The sequence below is a fragment of the Pseudoalteromonas sp. SG44-17 genome, assembly GCF_014164235.1.
Lineage (GTDB): Bacteria > Pseudomonadota > Gammaproteobacteria > Enterobacterales > Alteromonadaceae > Pseudoalteromonas > Pseudoalteromonas rhizosphaerae.
In genome coordinates this window covers 89,870-111,860 of the sequence record NZ_JACJEV010000005.1, presented here as the reverse complement: position 1 = coordinate 111,860, position 21,991 = coordinate 89,870, and the positions used below count along the sequence as shown (strand labels likewise).

The 21,991-nt window shown below is 40.6% G+C and carries 17 protein-coding genes; 10 read left to right on the top strand and 7 right to left on the bottom strand.

The window, feature by feature from the left end; genetic code table 11:
- Nucleotides 1-510: 510 nt before the first annotated feature.
- The 3 genes from fba to epd all read right to left on the bottom strand — a co-directional run bounded on the left by fba (nt 511) and on the right by epd (nt 4,067).
- Nucleotides 511-1,575, bottom strand: coding sequence for a class II fructose-bisphosphate aldolase (fba, locus tag H5182_RS05840; RefSeq protein ID WP_145235361.1), 1,065 nt, complete (start codon nt 1,573-1,575; stop codon nt 511-513).
- 230 nt (nt 1,576-1,805) lie between these two features.
- Nucleotides 1,806-2,981, bottom strand: a complete 1,176-nt coding sequence (locus H5182_RS05835) for a phosphoglycerate kinase (protein WP_145235359.1) — start codon at nt 2,979-2,981, stop codon at nt 1,806-1,808.
- 69 nt (nt 2,982-3,050) lie between these two features.
- On the bottom strand, nt 3,051-4,067 hold the full coding sequence (epd, locus tag H5182_RS05830) for an erythrose-4-phosphate dehydrogenase (protein ID WP_145235357.1): 1,017 nt from the start codon (nt 4,065-4,067) through the stop codon (nt 3,051-3,053).
- Between the two features lie 492 nt (nt 4,068-4,559).
- Here epd and H5182_RS05825 point away from each other — a divergent pair, with 492 nt between their 5' ends.
- Complete coding sequence (locus tag H5182_RS05825) at nt 4,560-5,222, top strand: response regulator transcription factor (RefSeq protein ID WP_145235355.1); 663 nt, start codon at nt 4,560-4,562, stop codon at nt 5,220-5,222.
- Here H5182_RS05825 and H5182_RS05820 read toward each other — a convergent pair.
- A complete protein-coding gene (locus tag H5182_RS05820; protein WP_182759695.1) occupies nt 5,219-8,758 on the bottom strand; it encodes a PAS-domain containing protein in 3,540 nt (1,179 codons plus the stop codon). The two genes, H5182_RS05825 and H5182_RS05820, sit on opposite strands and share 4 nt — an antisense overlap.
- A gap of 181 nt (nt 8,759-8,939) precedes the next feature.
- Between H5182_RS05820 and H5182_RS05815 the strand changes: the two genes are divergently transcribed.
- The 9 genes from H5182_RS05815 (at nt 8,940) to H5182_RS05775 (ending at nt 18,979) form a co-directional block, all read left to right on the top strand.
- Complete coding sequence (locus H5182_RS05815) at nt 8,940-9,980, top strand: DcaP family trimeric outer membrane transporter (RefSeq protein ID WP_145235348.1); 1,041 nt, start codon at nt 8,940-8,942, stop codon at nt 9,978-9,980.
- Between the two features lie 140 nt (nt 9,981-10,120).
- Nucleotides 10,121-10,927, top strand: coding sequence for an ABC transporter ATP-binding protein (locus tag H5182_RS05810; protein ID WP_182717177.1), 807 nt, complete (start codon nt 10,121-10,123; stop codon nt 10,925-10,927).
- Nucleotides 10,927-12,888, top strand: coding sequence for a long-chain fatty acid--CoA ligase (locus H5182_RS05805; protein ID WP_145235344.1), 1,962 nt, complete (start codon nt 10,927-10,929; stop codon nt 12,886-12,888). Before H5182_RS05810 ends, H5182_RS05805 begins: the two co-directional genes overlap by 1 nt.
- The gene (locus tag H5182_RS05800; RefSeq protein WP_145235342.1) at nt 12,885-13,778 is read left to right on the top strand and encodes a branched-chain amino acid ABC transporter permease; all 894 of its coding nucleotides are present in this window, start codon (nt 12,885-12,887) and stop codon (nt 13,776-13,778) included. Before H5182_RS05805 ends, H5182_RS05800 begins: the two co-directional genes overlap by 4 nt.
- 68 nt (nt 13,779-13,846) lie before the next feature.
- Nucleotides 13,847-14,920: a branched-chain amino acid ABC transporter permease gene (locus tag H5182_RS05795; RefSeq protein WP_149982122.1), complete on the top strand. Its 1,074-nt coding sequence runs from the start codon at nt 13,847-13,849 to the stop codon at nt 14,918-14,920.
- 96 nt (nt 14,921-15,016) lie between these two features.
- Nucleotides 15,017-16,267, top strand: a complete 1,251-nt coding sequence (locus tag H5182_RS05790) for an ABC transporter substrate-binding protein (protein ID WP_182735822.1) — start codon at nt 15,017-15,019, stop codon at nt 16,265-16,267.
- Nucleotides 16,268-16,349: 82 nt separating this feature from the next.
- Nucleotides 16,350-17,171, top strand: coding sequence for an ABC transporter ATP-binding protein (locus H5182_RS05785; protein WP_145235336.1), 822 nt, complete (start codon nt 16,350-16,352; stop codon nt 17,169-17,171).
- A 45-nt stretch (nt 17,172-17,216) separates the two neighbouring features.
- Nucleotides 17,217-18,464, top strand: a complete 1,248-nt coding sequence (locus tag H5182_RS05780) for a phenylacetate--CoA ligase family protein (protein ID WP_182759694.1) — start codon at nt 17,217-17,219, stop codon at nt 18,462-18,464.
- 23 nt (nt 18,465-18,487) lie between these two features.
- A complete protein-coding gene (locus tag H5182_RS05775) occupies nt 18,488-18,979 on the top strand; it encodes a PaaI family thioesterase (RefSeq protein WP_182759692.1) in 492 nt (163 codons plus the stop codon).
- A gap of 48 nt (nt 18,980-19,027) precedes the next feature.
- On the opposite strand, the gene H5182_RS05770 is transcribed toward H5182_RS05775, so the two are convergent.
- The 3 genes from H5182_RS05770 to H5182_RS05760 all read right to left on the bottom strand — a co-directional run bounded on the left by H5182_RS05770 (nt 19,028) and on the right by H5182_RS05760 (nt 21,988).
- Entirely contained in the window at nt 19,028-19,288 is a 261-nt protein-coding gene (locus tag H5182_RS05770) for a hypothetical protein (protein WP_145235329.1), read from the bottom strand.
- A gap of 202 nt (nt 19,289-19,490) precedes the next feature.
- Complete coding sequence (locus tag H5182_RS05765; RefSeq protein ID WP_145235327.1) at nt 19,491-20,114, bottom strand: 3'-5' exonuclease; 624 nt, start codon at nt 20,112-20,114, stop codon at nt 19,491-19,493.
- A gap of 35 nt (nt 20,115-20,149) precedes the next feature.
- On the bottom strand, nt 20,150-21,988 hold the full coding sequence (locus H5182_RS05760) for a DUF294 nucleotidyltransferase-like domain-containing protein (RefSeq protein ID WP_145235325.1): 1,839 nt from the start codon (nt 21,986-21,988) through the stop codon (nt 20,150-20,152).
- Nucleotides 21,989-21,991 lie beyond the last annotated feature (3 nt).

The following is a 21,991-nucleotide window of genomic DNA, read 5'->3' as shown; positions in this document are numbered from 1 at the left end:
TTTTTAAGGTACATAATTAGCATGCATTATCAAATTTCACATTTAAAAATCATACTTTATAATTGCTACATTACTACTTTGTATTAAATTCCCCTTTCAATAATCAACTATACAGTATCACGATGTAAGCCACGAAAGCATCTTCACACTCTAACTCAATTAAAACGCCTATTAACATCGGCGATCATTAACAGAGATCAAAATCCTACCAAGTTTCATTTCAGGGATCATTCGTTTACCAACCGAGTTAGATCTGGGATCAGTGTTTTACCTAGCCAAAGCCATAAGTTGTTGATCATTTATACAACAAAGCTTTGAAATGGCTATTTTTATAACAAAACCTCTGCCAATCAAGCTGATCCTTAGTAAAAATCTGATCCCAACAAAGCACAGTTAGTAAAGCAATGATCCCAAAGCCCCTGCTTGGTAAAATAATGATCTTTTACGATCAGGCATAAAAAAGCCAGTAGCTTTAACACTACTGGCTGTTTTATAACTTAATAAATTAAATTATTTAATTTTCGGATCTAATTCACCCGTTAAATATTTAAGGTGCATCTCATCAAGTGAGATTGGTTTGATCTTACCTGCTTGACCCGCTGTACCAAATGACTCATAACGTGCAACACAGATCTCTGTCATTGCTTTTGTCGCTTCAGCTAAATACTTACGTGGATCAAAGTTTGCTGGATTAAGCGCAAGATGGCGACGAATAGCCCCTGTAGATGCTAATCGTAAGTCTGTATCGATATTTACTTTACGCACACCAAACTTAATTCCCTCAACGATCTGCTCAACTGGCACACCATAGGTTTCTGGGATCTCACCACCATATTGGTTGATGATCTCAAGCCATTCTTGCGGCACTGATGACGAACCGTGCATAACTAAGTGAGTGTTAGGAATACGTGCGTGGATCGCTTTAATACGATCAATCGCCAAAATATCATCCGTTGGCGGACGTGTAAATTTATACGCGCCGTGTGAAGTACCACACGCAATCGCTAAGGCATCAACATGGGTTTTACTTACAAAATCGGCCGCTTCTTCTGGATCAGTTAGCATTTGATCTGTGGTTAGTTTACCTTCAGCACCAACGCCATCTTCTTCGCCAGCTTCGCCAGTTTCAAGTGAGCCTAGCACACCTAACTCGCCTTCAACAGACACACCACAAGAGTGTGCAAGTTCAACAGTTTTACGCGTTACATCAACGTTATACTCATATGATGATGGTGTTTTACCATCGCTCATTAACGAGCCATCCATCATCACTGATGAAAAACCTAATTGAATTGAACGTTGGCAAACGCCAGGTGAGGTACCGTGATCTTGATGCATTACCACTGGAATATGTGGCCACTCTTCAATCGCAGCTAAAATCATATGACGTATAAATGGGGCACCAGCATAGGCACGAGCGCCAGCTGAACCTTGTACAATTACTGGGCTGTTAGTTTTGTCAGCCGCCATCATAATAGCGCGGATCTGCTCTTGGTTATTAACGTTAAATGCTGGTACGCCATAACCATGTTCAGCTGCATGATCAAGAAGTTGTCGCATACTGATTAAAGCCATTTGGTATTCTCCAAATTGTCGATAGCTGCGCACGCGCAAAACTACCTAGTTCGAACGGAATAGTTGAGTTCGGTGCAATCACTGCACCTCGATAGTATTGGCTCTTGCCAAATCTACCGTTATACAAAACCAGCTATTAAATAAGGGTGAGAGGTATTTAATATCTGATCACACTCAGTGTAGTTAGCAGCCTAAACTAACGATTGCTAACTACATTGAGTAAACGCTAATTACTTAGCGCGTTGTTCAAGCATAGCAACTGCTGGTAATTTTTTCCCTTCTAAAAACTCAAGGAAAGCACCACCGCCAGTTGAAATATACGAAATTTTATCGGCAATGCCGTATTTATCAATCGCTGCTAACGTATCACCGCCACCAGCTATTGAGAACGCATTTGAATTAGCGATTGCTTGAGCAATAGCACGGGTGCCATTACCAAACTGGTCAAATTCAAATACACCTACCGGACCATTCCATACAACAGTACCTGCATTAGCAATAATTTTTGCAAGTTTGCTCGCTGTATCTGGGCCAATATCAAAAATCATATCTGTGTCTGTTACTTCGCTAACATCTTTTAATGTTGCAACGGCTGATTCTGAAAACTCATTGCCAACAACCACATCAGTAGGTACTGGTATTTCACCATTATTACTTTTAGCAGCCGCACTTAGCTTATTTGCTTCATCAATTAGGTCAGCTTCGTATAATGACTTACCAACCGGGTAGCCTGCCGCAGCAATAAAGGTATTTGCAATACCGCCACCAGTGACTAATTGATCAACAATCGTTGAAAGTGAATCAAGTACTGTTAGTTTAGTTGATACTTTAGAGCCGCCCACAATCGCCACTAATGGACGAGCTGGGTTATCAAGTGCTTTACCTAATGCCTCTAATTCAGCCGCCAATAGTGGGCCTGCACAAGCAACATCTGCAAATAAACCAACGCCATGGGTAGACGCTTGAGCACGATGGGCGGTACCAAATGCATCCATTACATACACATCACATAATGCAGCAAGCTTTTTAGATAACGCTTCGTCATCTTTGCTTTCGCCAACATTAAAGCGTACGTTTTCAAAAACGACCACTTCATTATCAGCAATTTCAACGCCATTTAAATAATCTTTTTCAAGACGTACATTTTGTTCAAGTGCTTCATTAAGGTAATCAACAACTGGCGCTAAAGAAAACGCTTCATCATATTCCCCTTCCGTAGGGCGGCCTAGGTGTGACATAACCATTACTTTAGCGCCTTTTTCAAGGGCTAATTTAATACTCGGTAATGCAGCACGAATACGTGCATCTGAGGTCACTTTACCTGCTTTTACTGGTACATTTAAATCTTCACGAATTAACACGCGTTTGCCGTTTAAATCTAAATCCGCCATATTTATGACCGACATGGACTTCTCCTTAGTTAACGATACTGACTTGAAATATATAGGTTTTATTTTTAGGTTTGAACTTTTATATTAATTACTTGCTGCCATCATCACTCGTGCTGTATCGAGCATTCTATTAGCAAACCCCCACTCATTATCACACCACACTAACAACTTTATCAGTCGTTTATGACTGACTCGTGTCTGTGTGCCATCTATAATACAAGAATGTGGGTCATGATTAAAATCAACCGAGACCAATGGCTCTTCGGTATAACTTAAAATACCTTCTAGGCGATCTCTCGCTGCTGCTTTTAATACCTTATTTACCGCTTTTAAATCAACATCGGCGTTGACAGTCACACTCAAATCCATCGCAGTAACATTGATAGTAGGTACTCGCACCGAAATAGCTTCAAAGCGGCCATGGAACTTAGGTAAAATACGCTCAATACCGCGAGCTAATTTAGTATCAACGGGAATAATCGACTGACTCGCAGCGCGAGTACGACGTAAATCATGATGATAAGCATCAATTACTTGCTGATCATTCATCGACGCATGAATAGTCGTAATCGCCCCTGATTCTATACCAAAGGCATCATCAAGTACTTTAATCACCGGTACTATACAGTTTGTGGTACATGATCCATTAGAGACAATCGTATGCTCAGCGAGTAGTTCATCATCATTGATACCATAAACAATAGTGGCATCAACATCCGCATCTGCGGGCTGAGAAAATAAGACTTTCTTTGCGCCAGCATCAAGATGTAATTGCGCATGTTCACGAGAGTGATACACACCAGTACATTCTAAAACCACATCAACATCAAGTAACTGCCAAGGTAATTCACGCGGGTTTTGTTCTGCAAATAAAGCAATTGTATCGCCCGCTACCGATAAGGTGTCTTCACCTAAAGTAACTGGAAACGCAAAACGGCCATGAGACGTATCATATTTAAGAAGATGAGCGATCCCTTGAGGATCAGCAAGTTCATTAATCGCAACAATTTTGATCTCGTCGCTTAAGCCCGATTCATAAAGAGCGCGAACAATATTTCGACCAATTCGACCAAAACCATTGATTGCAAGTTTGATTGCCATGAAGAAGAAAATCCACTCTAGTTGCTTGCAGATAAAGGCAACCTGCCTTTTAGATGCGCGTATTGTAATCGACCTTTGTCTTGATTATAAGAGGGAAAGTTAAATAAATGTTTTAAGCCCGCTTTTGATGCTGCAATTTTGGTAATCGACCTTTGTCTTGATTATAAGAGGGAAAGTTAAATAAATGTGTTAAGCCCGCTTTTGATGCTGCAATTTTGGTAATCGACCTTTAATCTGAATATAAAAGGCAAGATTAAATAAATGTTTACTCCCTCTCCTTTCTTCCTGATATCTACTCATAACATAGAATAAAACAGCGCTTATAGGTTCATTTTCACGAGTGAATTTTAGTCAATTTATGCTATTTAGGTTTATTATTATTGAATTATTTTATAATAGCGTTACTTTATTCAAGACAACGAACACTATTCAATCAAAAAACAATTGATGAAACTAAAAGATCATTAATCTAAACATTAGGTTAGAAATAAAATGACAACACACACAAAAATCTTAATTGCAGATGATCACCCGCTGTTTCGACAAGCACTATTACTTATGCTGGAATCAAGCTTTAATAATGCTTGCCTACTTGAAGCCGAAACAATTCCCGAATTAGAGCACAAATTAGCAAACACCACAGATGTTGATCTGATCTTACTCGATCTTGATATTCCGGGTGCACAGGGTTTTAATACGCTGAGTAATATACGTGAGCTGTATCCTGAAATAGGGGTGATTGTAGTATCAGGTTTTGAAGAGCCTGATACCATACGCAAAGCGATGAGCCTGGGTGCAGCAGGCTTTATACCTAAATCAACTCCCGTCCCTGAGATGATAAAAGCAATAGAAGATGTGCTACAAGGCAAACTATGGACACCCACCGATGATCACAATAAAAATACGCCAGAGCAACAGCAAGCAGAAAAGTTAGCAACATTAACGCCCCAACAGCATAAAATATTACACATGTTTGCCGATGGTTTGTTAAATAAACAAATCGCCTACGAACTTAGCTTGTCTGAATCTACAATCAAAAGCCATGCCAGCACAATATACTTAAAACTTGGGGTAAAAAGTCGAACTCAAGCCGTGATTTTATTAAACGAGCAGCAACTGGCACAAGCATCACTTTCACCTTTTCATCGCCATTAACTATTATAATTTTTTTCTAGCTGTTTAGTTAATAAAGCACTCATCAACGCCCGTAATGCGACGGGCTTGATGATTTTCCGCAAATAGCCAATATCGGCTTGCTTTGCCTGTACTTGCACTAACTCATCAGTTGTTGCGGTGATTAAAATCGCAGGTAATGGATACTGGCTGATTGCTCGAATACGCTTGATTAATTCAATGCCATTACAGCCATCAAGATGCTCCGAGTGAGGCTTTTGCTCCTGTCGCTCAGAGTAGTCTACTGTTACAATATGCAAAGGGTTAGCGGGGAACATTGGTTCAGCACTAAGTTGATAATCAACTAAGAGAATATCAATTTCATCTTCATGTGTTTTATAAAGTGCAGACGCCTCGGCTGCGGTTGTCGCGGTAAATACACGACATTTCCAGGCTGTTAAAAGCTCGGTCATACCTGCAATAACATCTTTTTCGTTATCAATACATAGCACCCCAACTCCTTGCAAAGTCATATTCTTAGGGGCAAGTGTCGGCTTTGTTTGCTGTACACGGTTTACAATCGGTACTTCAACGCTAAACAAGCAGCCATGCTCAGGCTCTGATACCAAGCCAACCTTATGCTCAAGAATATTAGCCAGGCTTTGTGCAATATTTAAACCCAACCCCAAGCCTTTAGGGCCAATCAATTGCGTCGATAATTGTGTAAATTGTTCAAATACTTCTTGCTGCTTATCTTCGGGGATGCCAGGTCCGTTATCAATCACTTGAATACTTAAGTAATTGCCCTTACGACGACAACCCAGCAATACTTTACCGTTATTTGCATAGCGAAATGCATTACTTAAAAAGTTTTGCACAATCCGCGTTAGCAAAGTTAGATCTGTGCGGATAAATAATTGACTTGAGTGACAGCGAAAATCAATTTTATAATCTTTACTCAAGGCAGAAAACTCCGAATGCAACATACTAAATACCCGCTCCAGTGCAATGTCATTGAAAACAGGGGTGATATTGCCACTTTCAATCCGCGCAATTTCATTTAAATCAAGTAATAGGTTATTTGCTATCTCTAACGAATTATCAATTTTCTTAATTTGCTCACGCTCTTGTATTGACACTCTAGGGCTCAAACATACCGCAGAAGAAAACAACCGAGCAGCCGACAATGGTTGCAAAAGATCATGACTACAGGCTCTTAAATATTGACTCTTTTTCAAATGAGCCTGCTCTGCTTTTAACCTTGCATCAGCGAGTTCTCGATTGGCTTTTTCAAGCTCTAAGTTTGCTAGTTCTAATTCTGTCGTGCGCGCAAGAACACGACTTTCAAGATCGGTGTTTTCTTCTTTTAAATAATTTTCTGCTCGGCGAAACTCCGTAATATCTGAGAAAATCATCACAAATCCTCCACCAGGTATTGGGTTCCCTTCAATTAACAGCACCTTACCATTGGCTAACTTTCGCTCTGATTTATGCTTACTACCGGCTTTTAAGTACTCAAGACGTTTATTAACCTGCCCCTCAATATTATGTATATAGCGATTTTGATTGCTAAGGTTGAAGCGGATCAACTGGCTAATTGGGCAACCAATATAGATTAAATTTTTAGGGTAATTAAAAATATCTAGATACTGCTTATTCCATGCTACTAAATTCAAATTAGCATCTATCACAGAGATCCCTTCACTGGTATTTTCAATCGCTCCTTGCAATACTGAACGACTAAATTCAAGTTGTTGAGTAGAGTTATCCTCAACAATTTTAGCAACTTGATCAAATGCGATATCACGCCCAGCCAAAGCAAAAGAAATCACCAATTTGGCTGATGCCGAGCCCATTACACTCGCTAATGTCTGCTCTGCATGCAGTAATAAAGCCTCATTATAGGTTTTATGCTTTTTAATTTTATGTGATTGATTAAATTCAGCAAAGCACTCGGCTGCTTTGTCTTGACCAATAAAGCGAGCAATTAACAGCTCGAGTTCCTGACGATCTATTTTTGGTTGTTTAGGCAGATGTGAATCTTGTTTATTATCGGTTTCATAGAAATATTTACTCTGCATTTCTTCGCGAATATTTTGCCGAGTAAGCTGTGAAACAATAAACAGCACAATAAGGTTAATAGCCAAGCCAAACAAGGTAGCCACCGTTGTAGCAGGCCAATTTGTATTGCTTAACGGGTGTGCATAAAACCCAAGCTGTGGTAATAAATTAAACAGTGCCCAAATAGAGAAACCACAAAACATGCCCCAAAAAACGCCCTTTTGAGTCGCTCTTCGCCAAAAAAAAGCAGCAACCAATGCAGGCCCTATTTGCGCAATCGCGCCAAACGCAACCTCACCAAGTGATGCCAGCGTATCAGGTGGAGAAACTAATAACATACAATAACTAAGCGCAATAACTACAACGACTAAGATTTTACGGATCAATAATAATCGGGATTGAAAGTGTAAAAAGTCATGGTGCTTACGAGGCGCTAATTTAAAAATTAACGGAAAAACAATTTCGTTACTGAGCATAGTACTCAATGCAATGGTCGATACAATCACCATTGAACTTGCCGCAGAAACCGCCCCTAAAAACGCAAATAACGACAGCCACTGTTGGCCGTTGTAGGCGGGCAAAAATAAAACATAAGCATCAGGGTCTAAAGACTGGCCATAATTTAATGTGCCAGCAAGGCCTATGGGACCTGCAAAAAAAGCGAATACCAAAATATAAAGAGGTAATAACCAGCGCGCTAAATTACTGGTTTTTTGTTCTTTAATCTCAACAAACATAACTTGAAATTGCCTTGGTAAACATAAAAAAGCCGACATAACGATGATCAATAAACCCACCATACCTACTAGGTTATAGCTTTCAAACTGCTGCGATAAGGACACGTAATCTTGTGACTTTTGCCAAATATCAGCGGGGGAATCATAAATAACAAATGATACAAATAAGCCAACAAGTAAAAAAGCGATCAGTTTAACTAACGATTCAAAGGCAATCGCTATCATGACGCCGGGATGACGCTCTGTTACATCGATAGTTCGAATGCCAAAGATAATGGTGAATCCAGCTAAAATCAGGCTAACGATTAAACCTAATTGCCAAATCGGAAAATCTTGGCTTTGCTGTAAAATTTTATAAGAGTAAACAATCGCTTTAAGCTGCAAAGCAATATAAGGCAAGGTGCCAATCATGGCCACTAACGTTACCAACAAGGCTAAGCTTTGTGATTTACCAAACCGAGCCGAAAGTAAATCAGCAATGGAAGTACTTTTGAGTTTGAGGCAGGTTTTTATGATCCGCTGAATAAAAGGCCAAGCAAATATAAATAATAAAATAGGGGCTAAATAAACCGAAATATAAGAAAAAGAGCTATTTGCCGCCTGCGCTGAAGTACCTAGAAACCCCCAAGACGTACAGTAAACCCCTAATGATAAGGCATAAATAATAGCATGCTGTTTGGCAACTAGCTTATGTCGATACTTGCCCCCAAGGTGGGCAATTAGAAATAACAAACTAATGTAACCAATACTTACACTAACCAACAACCAATTAGAAAACATCGCGCTCTTCTTTGTATCAAATTGTATTTATTATTATTTTCAATGCTTACTTTGCCCGTAAAACACAGCATATAACATTGGACTAAAGGACTAAGCGCAAGGTACTAGCCCTTATTTACAATTGTTGATTTTTTCGACTCACCTAGTATGAATCACACATAATAACAAAGGAATTTGGTCGATGTTCAACACACAATATAAAAAATTACTGCTTACATCTGCTTTTCTTACTGCCAGTACATCCGCACTGGCAGGCTACGAGATCAACATAACTGAAAACGATAAATTAACCTTCGGTGGCTACATTAAAATTGATGCACGATACGTTGACGGTGACATTGCCTATCGTGATTACTGGATTGGTGATGGCATTGCTTTAGAAGAAGACGCATCCCAGTTTCGTATCTTTGCTAACGAAACCCGTTTCAATACTAAATACCAACACGGCGAGATAACAGGCTTCATCGAAATGGATTTTTGGGGCGGCGGCGGTAATGAAATTGTCTCTAACTCAGCTAACCCGCGCATCCGACATGCTTTTATAAACTACAAAGATCTCACTGTTGGCCAAACTTGGTCAACCTTTATGAATACTAGCGCAATTCCTGAAACTGCCGATTTTGCTGGCGCAACAACAGGTCTAGTATTTATTCGTCAAGGACAAGTACGTTATAACATGGGCAACTTCCAAGTATCCATTGAAAATCCTGAGAGCTGGGGGGGCGATACCGCAAACGATAATATTCCTGATTTAATCGCACGCTATAACATCAAAGGTGATTGGGGCAATGTCTCTATTTCTGGCTTAGCACGGCAATTACATACCTTATCAGGTAACACTGAAAGCGCCTTTGGCGCATCTGTTGCGGCACGAATTAAAACAACAGGAAAAGATGACTTACGCCTACAAATTCATAAAGGTGATTTAGGCCGCTATGTAGGGGCTGCGGCTGTTAAAGATCTCTATGGTGAAGAAGTTGAAGATATTACCTCTGTACTAGTTGCCTATCGTCATTTTTGGAATGATTCACTGCGTTCAAGCGTGCTGTACGGCAAAGTTGATGGAGATGTATCCAATCGTGAGCGTACGCAATGGGGTATAAACCTCTTTCAAAACTTAACTAAAGAACTCGAAGTGGGTATTGAAGTCGGTAACTTTTCAATTGATGAGTTAGATAAAGATTCAAATTACCTACAAGCCACAATGAGATACATCCTCTAGCTGACAGAACACTTTCTAATGTTTGTTGTGTGTAATAACGACCCCAACCGTTAATACATTTTAAAGAGGGTTCACCCCCTCTTATTTTTCAACGCATTCGTTATTCATTTTTATTCTCAGTTAAATTTAGGAGTATGAGTATGACAACATCGATACTCAATATAGAGCAAATATCGCTAGCCTTTGGTGGTGTTAAAGCCTTAACAGATGTTAGTTTTTCGGTGACTAAAGGCTCTGTATTTTCAATTATTGGCCCAAATGGGGCTGGTAAAACATCAATGCTCAATTGCATTTCTGGCCGCTATCAACCTAACAGTGGAAAAATCACCTTTGCAGATCAAGATGTTACCCACTTAAAACCCAATGACCGCGCAGACTTAGGTATGGGCCGTACTTTTCAAAACTTAGCCTTATTTGGCCATATGTCAGTGCTCGATAATATTATGGTTGGTCGCCATCACTTATTAAAAAACAATTGGTTAACAGGGCCGTTATATTGGGCTTCTGGGGCGCAAAAAGAAGAACTCGCTCACCGTAGAAAAGTAGAAGAAGTGATCGACTTCCTTGAGATCTCTCATATCAGAAAATCCATCGCTGGCACCTTGTCTTACGGGCTTCGTAAACGCGTTGAATTAGCTCGTGCAATGGCTCTAAACCCAAAACTGATTTTACTTGACGAACCAATGGCTGGAATGAATCTGGAAGAAAAAGAAGACATGGCCAGATACATCCTCGATTTAAATGAAGAATTCGGTATTACGGTCGTTATGATTGAACATGATATGGGAGTTGTAATGGATATTTCTCATGAAGTTATGGTGCTGGATTTTGGTAAAAAATTAATTTCTGGTTTACCACACGAAGTCATGGCTGACCCCTATGTTAAACGTGCCTACCTTGGTCTTGAAGACGACGCAGAGCCAGCCACCTTAGAGGAGGTAAGTTAATGACTAGCCAAATCAATCAAGATTTTGAGATGGGTGAACTGAATACCTTCCCCAAAATTCTACAACACAATGCCACGCATTGGCCTGATATGGTGGCGATGCGAGAAAAAGAGTTTGGTATTTGGAACGAGTTCAGCTGGGCCGAATATAACAATAAAGTAAAGTGGTTGTCGCTCGCGTTGAGTAACAAAGGCGTGAATACAGATGATACCATTGCCTTACTTGGTGATAACCGCCCAGAATGGATATGGGGCGAAATTGCTGCTCACGCTTTACGTTGCCATTCATTAGGTATTTATCAAGATTCAATGCATGACGAAGTAATCTATTTACTCGCTAGCAGTGGCGCAACCGTTGTGATTGCTGAAAACGAAGAGCAATGCGATAAATTACTTGATTTAGGTGATGGCATAGAGCAAGTAAAATTCATTGTTTATTGCGACCCAAGAGGTATGCGCAAATACAACGACTCGCGACTTATAGATATCAATACCCTATACACACTGGGCCAAGAACTCGAACAAGCATACCCTGATCGTTATCAAGCCATGATAGATGCCTCAGCCCCTGACGACATTGCTATTTACTGCACCACTTCAGGTACCACATCAAAACCCAAAATTGCCCTACTCAATGGTGGCAATTTTATTAAGCACTGTAGTTCATATTTACGTGCTGACCCGCGTCAAGCTGGCGACAACTATGTATCTGTATTGCCCTTACCTTGGATCATGGAGCAAGTCTATGCAATTGGCCAAGCACTGATCGCCCGTCAAATTGTAAATTTTGTTGAAGAACAAGAAACACTCATGGCTGACCTACGAGAAATTGGCCCCAGCTTTGTACTATTAGCACCACGGGTATGGGAAGGCATTTTAGCTGACGTACAAACCCGTATGATGGATTCAACACCTTTTAAAAGAAAGCTATTTAATTTTGCCATGAAGCTGGCTGAGCAAAGCCAAGTAACAGGCAAAAAATCATGGCTAGCTGAAATTCTACTGCTAAAAGCACTTCGTGATCGACTCGGTTTTTCATTCTTAAAATCGGCTGCCACCGGCGGAGCTGCGATGGGGCCTGACACCTTTAAGTTTTTCCAAACCATTGGTGTGCCTTTACGCCAACTCTACGGCCAAACAGAAATGTGCGGAGCTTACACCATCCATCATGAAGCCGATGTTGACTACGACAGTGTTGGCGTCGCGTTTGATAATGCACAAATTAAAGTCATTAATCCCGATAAAGCCGGTATTGGCGAAGTTATTGCTAAAACAGTCGGAATGTTTAGTGGCTACCTTAATAATCAACAAGCCTATGATGAAGACGTGATTGACGGCTGGATGCAAACAGGTGATGCCGGTTACTTTAAACCGTCTGGCCATTTAGTGGTGATTGATCGGATCAAAGATCTCGCTTGCACCAGCGACGGCGCACAATATTCTCCTCAATATATAGAAAACAAACTTAAGTTTTCTTCATTTATTGGCGAAGCCGTTATTTTAGGTAAAGCAAAGCCTTATCTATCAGCCATCATTTGTATTCGTTTTAGTATTGTTGCGAAATGGGCTGAGCAACAAGGGCTGTCGTTTACCAACTACACCAACTTATCAACCCTGCCTGAAGTGTACGAAAAAATTGGCGAAGAAATAATGCGCGTCAATGAGTCACTTCCTGAATCACAAAAAATCCATAAATTTTTATTACTTTACAAAGAACTTGATGCCGATGATGGCGAATTAACACGAACCCGTAAAGTTCGCCGTAGTGTTATTGCGGATAAATATGGCGACATTATTTCATCCATTTATGACAACAAGGAAAATGTTGATATTGATACCATGGTGGTATTTCAAGATGGTACTAAAACCCGTATTCAAACCCAGCTTAAAGTCACTTCGCTGATCGAAACAGCCTGCACGGCTGCTGATAACACTATCAACATAACACGGAGAGTCTCATGAATTTTGAATTGCTAATTCAACTAATCGTCAATGGTTTAATTGTCGGCTTACTCTATGGCGTCGTTGGGATGTGCTTTGTATTAGTGTACAAATCAACGCAAATTGTAAACTTTGCCCAAGGTGAGTTTTTATTAGTGGGTGCCTGGGTATGCTGGGCAGTACTGATTTATTTAGAGCTGCCTTTTGTAGTGGGCTTTTTACTGACAATGGCCTTTATGGCAATCTTTGGTGTGCTGCTGCAAATGATTGTTTTACGCCCGATGATAGGTGAACCTATTATCTCAGTGATCATGATCACCATTGGCTTATCAATCTTTTTTCAAGCCTTGATGAAATGGATTTTTGGTGTTTCAGCGCAAAGTTACCCGCAAGTATTTACCACTAATAGCATCCAAATATTTGGCTTGAACATTGAAGCCGCTTACTTAATGAGCACCGTAATCGCCTTAATAATTATGGTTGCCTTCTATCTATTCTTTAAACATTCAAAATACGGTTTAGCAATGCGAGCCACAGCCTTTGATCAACAGATTGCACAAAGCTTAGGTATTTCGGTAAAACAAGTTTTTGCTATGAGCTGGGGTATTGCTGCTACGGTTTCAGCCACAGCTGGAATTGTTATTGGCATGGTAAACGGGGTTTCAAATTCACTGTCATTAATTGGTATCAAAGTTTTCCCTGCAGTTATTCTTGGCGGTTTAGATTCTATCATCGGCGCTATTGTCGGTGGTTTGATCATTGGTGTATTAGAGAATGTCGCTGAGTTTTTCGACAGCCAATATCTGCATGTTGGCAATATGTATGACATCGCACCATTTTACGTGTTGCTCGTCATCCTTTGGTTCAAACCATACGGTTTGTTCGGCACAAAAGATATTGAACGTATTTAAACAAGCCGATTTAGGTGCATCAATAGCGCCTAACAAGTGCAGATAAAGGTAAATTTTAGGAGTTTATTATGTCGAGTTTAACCATGAGACCCTGCGGCGATTTCCGCACCAGTTATAAACAAGATAATACAATTTTTGAAACAACAACCATCAAAAATGTGGCAATTTTCGCAATTGCCCTATTATGTGCAGCGCCATACTTAGTCGATGCATATTACTTAACCCTATTTATTCAAATTTCATATTTAGGGATAGCCGCACTAGGGCTCAATATTTTGGTCGGTTACACCGGACAAATTTCATTAGGTCATGGCGCATTTTTTGGCTTTGGTGCTTTTGCATCAGCATGGCTCAATATCTCCTTTGGTATTCCTGTATTGCTGTGTATTCCACTGGCTGGTTTTTTAACAATGGCTGTAGGCATGATGTTTGGTTTACCGGCCTCAAGAATTAAAGGCTTGTACTTAGCTATAGCCACACTGGCTGCGCAGTTTATTTTAGAAGACTTCTTTGCCCGTGCTGACTGGTTTTCTGGTGGTTCTGCCGGCTCATCTGCCGACCCAATTAGTATATTTGGCTTTGTTTTTAATAGCGATGAAAGCTTCTTTTATATCGCCTTAGCAGCCTTAGTTATTATGTATATTTGGGGCTGTAATCTGATGCGCAGTCGTGATGGTCGCGCCTTTGTTGCAGTACGTGACCATTATCTATCAGCTGAGATCATGGGCATCAAGCTCAATAAATATCGCTTACTCTCTTTTGGTATATCGTCTTTTTATGCCGGTATTGGCGGTGCCTTATATGCCCATTACTTAGGCTATGTTTCTGCCGAAGGCTTCACCTTATTTATGTCGATTCAATTTTTAGCCATGATCATCATCGGCGGCTTGGGTTCAATTAAAGGCACCTTAATGGGTGTGGTATTTATGGTGTTTTTACCTGAAGTGCTCGAAAGCGGCGTTGGTTTAATGAAGATGACCGACTGGGGCAATATTCCTATGGTGGTTGATGGCCTGGCCTATATCAAAGAAATGGCCATTGGCTTAGTGATTATCTTATTCCTTATTTTTGAGCCGCAAGGCATGGCACACCGCTGGGCACAAATTAAAAACTATTGGAAGTTTTACCCGTTCTCGTACTAATCAATAGACACTAACTTAAGCATATACAACACACATGAGCATCATTAATGCGTAAATAATTGGCAATCTAGCCATAAAAAGAAAAAGGAAATAGTTATGCACAATCATAAGGCAAAATTAACGTCTCTATTAATAGTAAGCGCGCTGTGCACCAGCAAACAAACATTCGCTGAAGACTCAGTCTTTGTTGGTCATCTAGCTGATATGAGTGGCCCGACAGCTTTTGTTGGTAAAAATTACGCTGACGGCGTGCGTGATTCCCTAGCTTACATTAACGAAAATGGTGGCATCAATGGCACTAAACTCGAATATGAAACAATTGATTACGCTTACAAAGTGCCGCAAGCGATTGCCGCTTATAAAAAGTGGCATTCGCGTAAAAACATGGTTGCCATGCAAGGCTGGGGCACCGCTGATACCGAAGCACTGATCTCATTTGTAGCCAAAGATAAACTACCAGTATTTTCAGCGTCTTACTCTGGCCACTTAACGGATCCTATGGGTAAAAACCCACATACAAAGAAACCAGCTCCTTATAACTTTTTTTACGGCGCATCCTATTCAGATGCGTGCCGCGGTTTAGTCCAGTGGGCAGCTGAGGACTGGCAAAAAAAGGGGGGCAAAGGCAAACCTAAGTTTACTCATATTGGTGCAAATCACCCCTTCCCTAATGCACCGAAAGAAGCCTGTGCAGAGTACGCCACCGAATTAGGCTTTGATGTACAGCCTGCGGTTGTTATTTCGATGAAACCAGGTGATTTTAAAGCGCAATGTTTAAGCTTAAAAAGCTCAGGCTCAAATTACGGATATATAGGCAATCTAGGTGGTTCAGTATTGTCTTTAGTTAAATCATGTAACACCGTTGGTACCGATATTCAGTTTATGTCGAATATATGGGGGGGCGATAAAAAAATATTCCAAGCTGCGGGCGAAGGCATTAAAGATTATGTATTTCCAGCTATGACGCCGTTTTGGACTGATCAAGTACCTGGCATGAAACTCGTTAGGGAGATTTCAAAACAATCAGACCCTTCAGGCCAAGAAGAGCGTGTTCATCATTACATTCGTGGCGTGTGCTCAACATTCTTTATGAAAGAGGCTATGGAATGGGCAAAAGATAACGGCGGAATAACCGGTGAAAATATTAAAAAAGCCATGTATGCCCGTAAAGATTGGGTACCAGCAGGACTTGAAGGCGTATGCCTTGCGGGCAACTGGAGTGAACAAGATCACCGAGGCACTAACCAAGTTTACATTTACAAAGGCAACTATAACGAAGGCAATGTCGTCGTTGAAGAGTTATCACTGGTAACCATTGAGCGCCGTGATGCGTGGTTAGGTTTTTAATAGCTCGTTAAACATAGCAGCGGATGAAGCATCTCGTTATTTTCATCCGCTGATAAATTATTAATTTTTCACGGAGTTAGCTATGTCACAAGCAGCTATAAAAATACAACCTGCATCACCAATTCTAAGCGTTAACAATATTGAAGTTGTTTACGATGAAGTCATCCAAGTTTTACGTGGTGTTAGTTTAGATGTGCCAGAGGGTGAAATAGTCACCCTACTTGGGCCAAATGGCGCAGGAAAATCAACCACCTTAAAAGCCATTTCTGGCTTATTAAAAACTGAAAATGGCGAAGTCACTAAAGGCGACATTACCTTTATGGGCGAACGAATAGACAATAAAAATGCCGAAGATGTGGTGCGCAGTGGATTGTTTCAGGTTATGGAAGGGCGTCGTATCATCGAAGATATGACCTCTCTAGAAAACTTAAAACTCGGCGCCTTTACCCGCAAAGACGCACAAATAAATCAAGACATTGAAATGGTGTACCACTATTTCCCTCGCTTAAAAGAACGCACAGGCTTAGCTGGGTATTTATCAGGTGGCGAACAACAAATGCTGGCAATTGGCCGTGCATTAATGGCACGTCCAAAGATGATTTGCCTCGATGAGCCATCGATGGGGTTATCGCCATTATTGGTTAAAGAAGTGTTCGGAATCATAAAAAAGATTAACCAAGATCAAGGTATTACTATGCTGTTGGTAGAACAAAATGCCAACTATGCACTGAGAGCGGCTAATTATGGTTACATCATTGAATCAGGGAAAGTTGTATTAGATGGCACACAAGAGCAGCTTTTAAACAACGAAGATGTAAAAGAGTTTTACCTCGGTGGAGGTAACGAAGAACGTAAAAGCTTTAAAGATCTTAAGTCATATAAACGTCGCAAACGCTGGTTGTAATCAACCTATCTATCTCTCTACTTTTTCTATGTTACTGGAGCTATTATGAGCCATTTTTATCATGCCAATGAACATCAACACTCTGAAACCAGAGAACAAAATTTATTGTCCCGTTTAGCTGACTTTATTACCTATGCAAAAAATAACAGCCCCTATTATCAGGCTATATTAGCGAACATTGATGCCACGAATATCACTACTCGCTCACAACTAGCGACTTTGCCGATCACCAGAAAATCAGACCTTTTAGACATACAAAAGCAACAGCCTCCGCTTGGCGGTCTCGCATCTAAAAGTGGCCATATAAATCGAATTTTTCAATCACCGGGGCCTATTTATGACCCTGAAAATTGCCAGCAAGATTGGTGGCGAATGGGCCAAGCCTTTTATGCTGCGGGGTTTAGAGCAGGTGAGTTAGTACAAAATTGTTTGTCATACCATTTGACTCCTGGCGGTTTTATTCTTGATTCAGGGGCGCGTGCGTGTGGCTGTGTGGTTATACCCGCAGGCCCAGGGCAAACAGATCAACAACTTGACGTAATAGAAGATTTACACCCGCAAGGTTATTGTGGCACTCCCTCTTTTTTAAAAATATTACTGGATAAAGCGCAGGCAACTAAACGTGACGTTAGCAGCCTCAAAAAAGCACTGGTGACTGGAGAAGCATTATCTCATGAACTGCGCGAGTTATTTAAACAACAAGGTATCAACACCTTACAGGCTTACGCAAGTGCCGATGTAGGCTTAATTGGCTATGAAACCATTGCTGACGATGGGTTAATTATCGCTGAAGATTTAATTGTCGAAATTGTGCGCCCAGGCAGCCTCACTCCAGTCGCAGATGGTGAGATTGGTGAAGTGGTTATTACAAGTTTCAATACTGATTATCCGTTAATCCGTTTTGCAACCGGTGACTTATCGGCTATCAAGCCAGGGCAAAGTGCGTGTGGTCGGACTAACATGCGCATTCAAGGTTGGTTAGGTAGAGCCGATCAAACCACGAAAATAAAAGGTATGTTTGTTCATCCTCAACAAATAGAGCGAATTAGGCTCAGTGTTAAGGGGATAAAGAAAATGCGCTTAGTGGTCAAGCTACAAGATCATCAAGACAAAATGCAGCTATTGTGTGAATACGATCAAGACCAATCAGAGCTAACTAAACTGGAACTCATCGGCGTATTGCTAGATAACTTAAAACAATACACAAAATTAAATGGCAGTGTTGAGTTGGTCGAGCTAGGCAGCTTAGCTGATGATGGCAAAGTGATTGATGATCAACGAGTCATCGGATAACCCAATTAGAACTAGGAGTTTTAATGAACAATATAGCCTTTCAAGATTATTACCCCGATGAGCTCAGCCATTGTTATGGCTGTGGCAAAAACAATGAGCAGGGTCACCAATTAAAAAGTTATTGGTATCAGGATGAGCAAAATCAAGGCAATATCGATAAAACTATCGCCCACTTTACGCCGCAACCTTGCCATACAGCAATCCCTGGCTTTGTTTATGGTGGGCTGCTTGCGTCCCTGATTGACTGCCATGGTACAGGCAGTGCCGCTGCTATAGCTTATCGATATGCAGAGCGAGAGATGGGGACTCAACCTGCATTTCGTTTTGTTACAGGGGCTTTAAATGTTAACTTTTTAGCGCCGACTCCAATGGGGGTAGAGCTGCAGCTAATAGGTAGCTTCATTGAAGTAAAACCCAACAAAGTGATTGTCGACATCACGCTATCAGCGAACAACGTGATCTGTGTTAAAGGCAGCTTAATTGCTGTGAAAATGCCAGCGAGCTTTATCAGTTAGCATTCAAAGTTAAGAGCGAACTGCCGTGTTCGCTCTTCAATTCAAAACTTAGCGCTTACCTAGCTTTTTCAGCAGTACACTGACTGATAGCGACAAAGCCATAATCACCACACCATAAATAACTAACATACCTGACGGTGTAGCAAGTTCTATTATTTGCTCGTTTGCGCCCACGCATAAGTTTGTTTTATGATTAATAGCCCCACCACTATCTAAACAGCGGTCAACCAATAAAAACCCATGTAACCACCATACGGCGAACAAGCTCACTAAAACGCCAGCTAAAGATGGCAGTAAATTATTTTTCATAGATAAAAACCAAACGAGAAAGTAAATGTTAGTGCTCTACAATAGCAAATAAAGTACCTAAAAAGATTACGATAAAAGCCTGTTTTTAAGAATAAAAATTAATACTTACGGCGCGATATAGTTAACAATTAAAACAGTTGTTCAGCTAGGATATATATTAATAATAATGAGAACGGTAGAGTGTAATTAATCAGCGTTAGGTTTAAACCAACTCAGCCAACTTTAGTTCATTGCCACGGCTAATTTGATGGCATTGTGCTAACAGTAATTCAGCGGTAGCCATGGCATCGGTAAGTGCATGATGGCAACCATAATGAGGTAGCTCATACCGCGCCCTGCAGGCACTGAGAGTTAAATCGTCTAAGCCTATTTCATGGCCTTGTTGGTGCAGGCGCTTTTTTTCAATCTGAAAAGTATCAATAATCAATAAAGGCTGCACATCAATATTATGTGCTTGAAATGCCTGCTTTAAAAATCCCCAATCTAAAGTAGCATTATGAAACACCAAAATAGCATCCGAAAAATGAGCGCTTAGCTTAGCTAAAATAGCCGCTAAGCTTTTTCCATTAGCGACATCTTGCTGGGCAATTCCATGATAAACAGGACTTTGCTCAAGGCGCAGCACTTCTTTATTTATGGCGTGCTGAGCTTGGCTCAATTTAATGCATTGCTTTTCTATCAACACCCACGCAATCGAGACGATTTCATGCAGTTTTGGATCCAGTCCAGTCAACTCTAAATCAATCACTATATAGCGCTGTACTAGTGCGTTTTGAGCAAGTAATCGCTTACGTGCTAAATAACGACTCAACCAACGTTTAACCACTTAGCTTGTCACCTTATTCATAGCAAAACACATATTTATAAACTTCCACGAGCAAACTTAAATGCCGCAGCTTGTTGTGCGAGCTTGAGTAAATAAAACGCTTCTTTTAATTGATGGCGCTCTAGCGAGTTTAACTTATCTGGATTAATACAGTTACTCGGTAGTCCTTCTTCATTTATTTGTGTACGTAAACGTAATTGAGTTAAAAATCGCCAGCAGTCTTTCAAATTATATACATCGTGATTACTTAACAATGAGTGTTTCAGCAATGCATCTAAGCGCTCTTGGGTGTTCGCTCTGCGGATCCCTGCTTTTAACGCATACAAGCGCACAATGTCATTGATGATAACCACACCACGCTTTTTCAAATCAATGTATCTATGTTGCTTAGCATCTTTTTCTAACTTGAATTGATTAAATAACCCTATCGGCACAGAATTCGATTTAATATCCGTTGCCATTGCGGCGTAAAATAATTCGTTGCGAGAAATTCGGGTTAGTTGCTCACAAAATGCAGTGTAAAGTGCCGTTGAGCCTTCAATAAAACGTAAATCAAAAAATATTTTACAGTTGAGCATTGCTTCAGGTGTCGGGCTTTTGATCCAGTTAAAAAAGCGCTCACACCAATCCGATATACTCATTCTGCATAATTCGCTGCTTGCCATAATATTACCTGGGCAGCGTTTAATACCGCACTCAACCAACTGTTCGCAAACAAACTCCCCCATGCGGCGATAGTAATCTTGATGTTGCTCGCTTAAGTCATCAGGTAGTAATAAGCCGTTATCTTGATCAGAATGTAAGGTTTGCTCTTCACGCGCTTGAGAGCCAAAACAAATAAAACTAAAGCTAGTAGGAGCGGCACCGTTATCTTCTTGGAATAAATATATTAGTCGTGAGGTTAACGCATCAGTTAAGCCACTGAGTAATTTACCTATTAAAGATATATCATCAATATTATGAGAAAAACTACGCAGTAATTCTGGTACTTCTGCCGCATAACGCTTTAAATCGGCGACACTGCGAGCTTTATAAATACGGCCAATCAATTGTACGGGGTCGCTCTTTTGCTGACGTAATAAGTCTGTGCTGGTGATCATACCCAACGCTTTATGGTGTTCATCCAACACTGGTAAATGATGAATGTTATGTTTGAGCATTAAATGCAGAGCTGAAAAAACACGGTTATTTTCAAAAATAAACTTGGGTTTGACACTCATGATAATGCTAACCGCTTGTTTGGGATCGATTTCATCTGCCAATACTCGGTTACGTAAATCGCGATCTGTAACCACACCAACTAAGCGTTCAAATTCTGTCACCATAATCGAAGACACGCCGTGCTCTTTCATTTTTTTAGCTGCTTGACGAATACTTGCATCGGGCGATAATGTGACCGCTTTACGTGACATCAGTTCAGATATTTTACGTTCAGACCAACTATCGTTTTGGCTTTTATAATGTGAAGAAAGCAGCCGATTTGCATGCGCGCGCACAAAATACTGCTCAAACGTTTTATATTCACGGCGCAAGTAGTCGAAAGCATCTTGGTTGAGCATATAAACAATGCCCTCTTTTTGCACTGCTAAATGATTTTGAATTGCTTCTCCGGTTAATAACGAAGGAAAACCAAAATACTCTCCTTGCGCTAACCGTGTGATCACATCACCTTTAGCATCCACTAAGTCATACAAACCAGAACGAATTAAAAACAGTTTAGGTGATTCTGATTGCAGCCATTGTGTTTGGTTTTCACGAGTCAGATAAATAACATCTAGGTGCTTTACAAAATAATCCGTAGCACTGCTATTAAGGTGACTAAAAGGAGTTTGTGCTAGCACAAACTGGGCTACTTCCTGTTGCTCATTATTCATTTG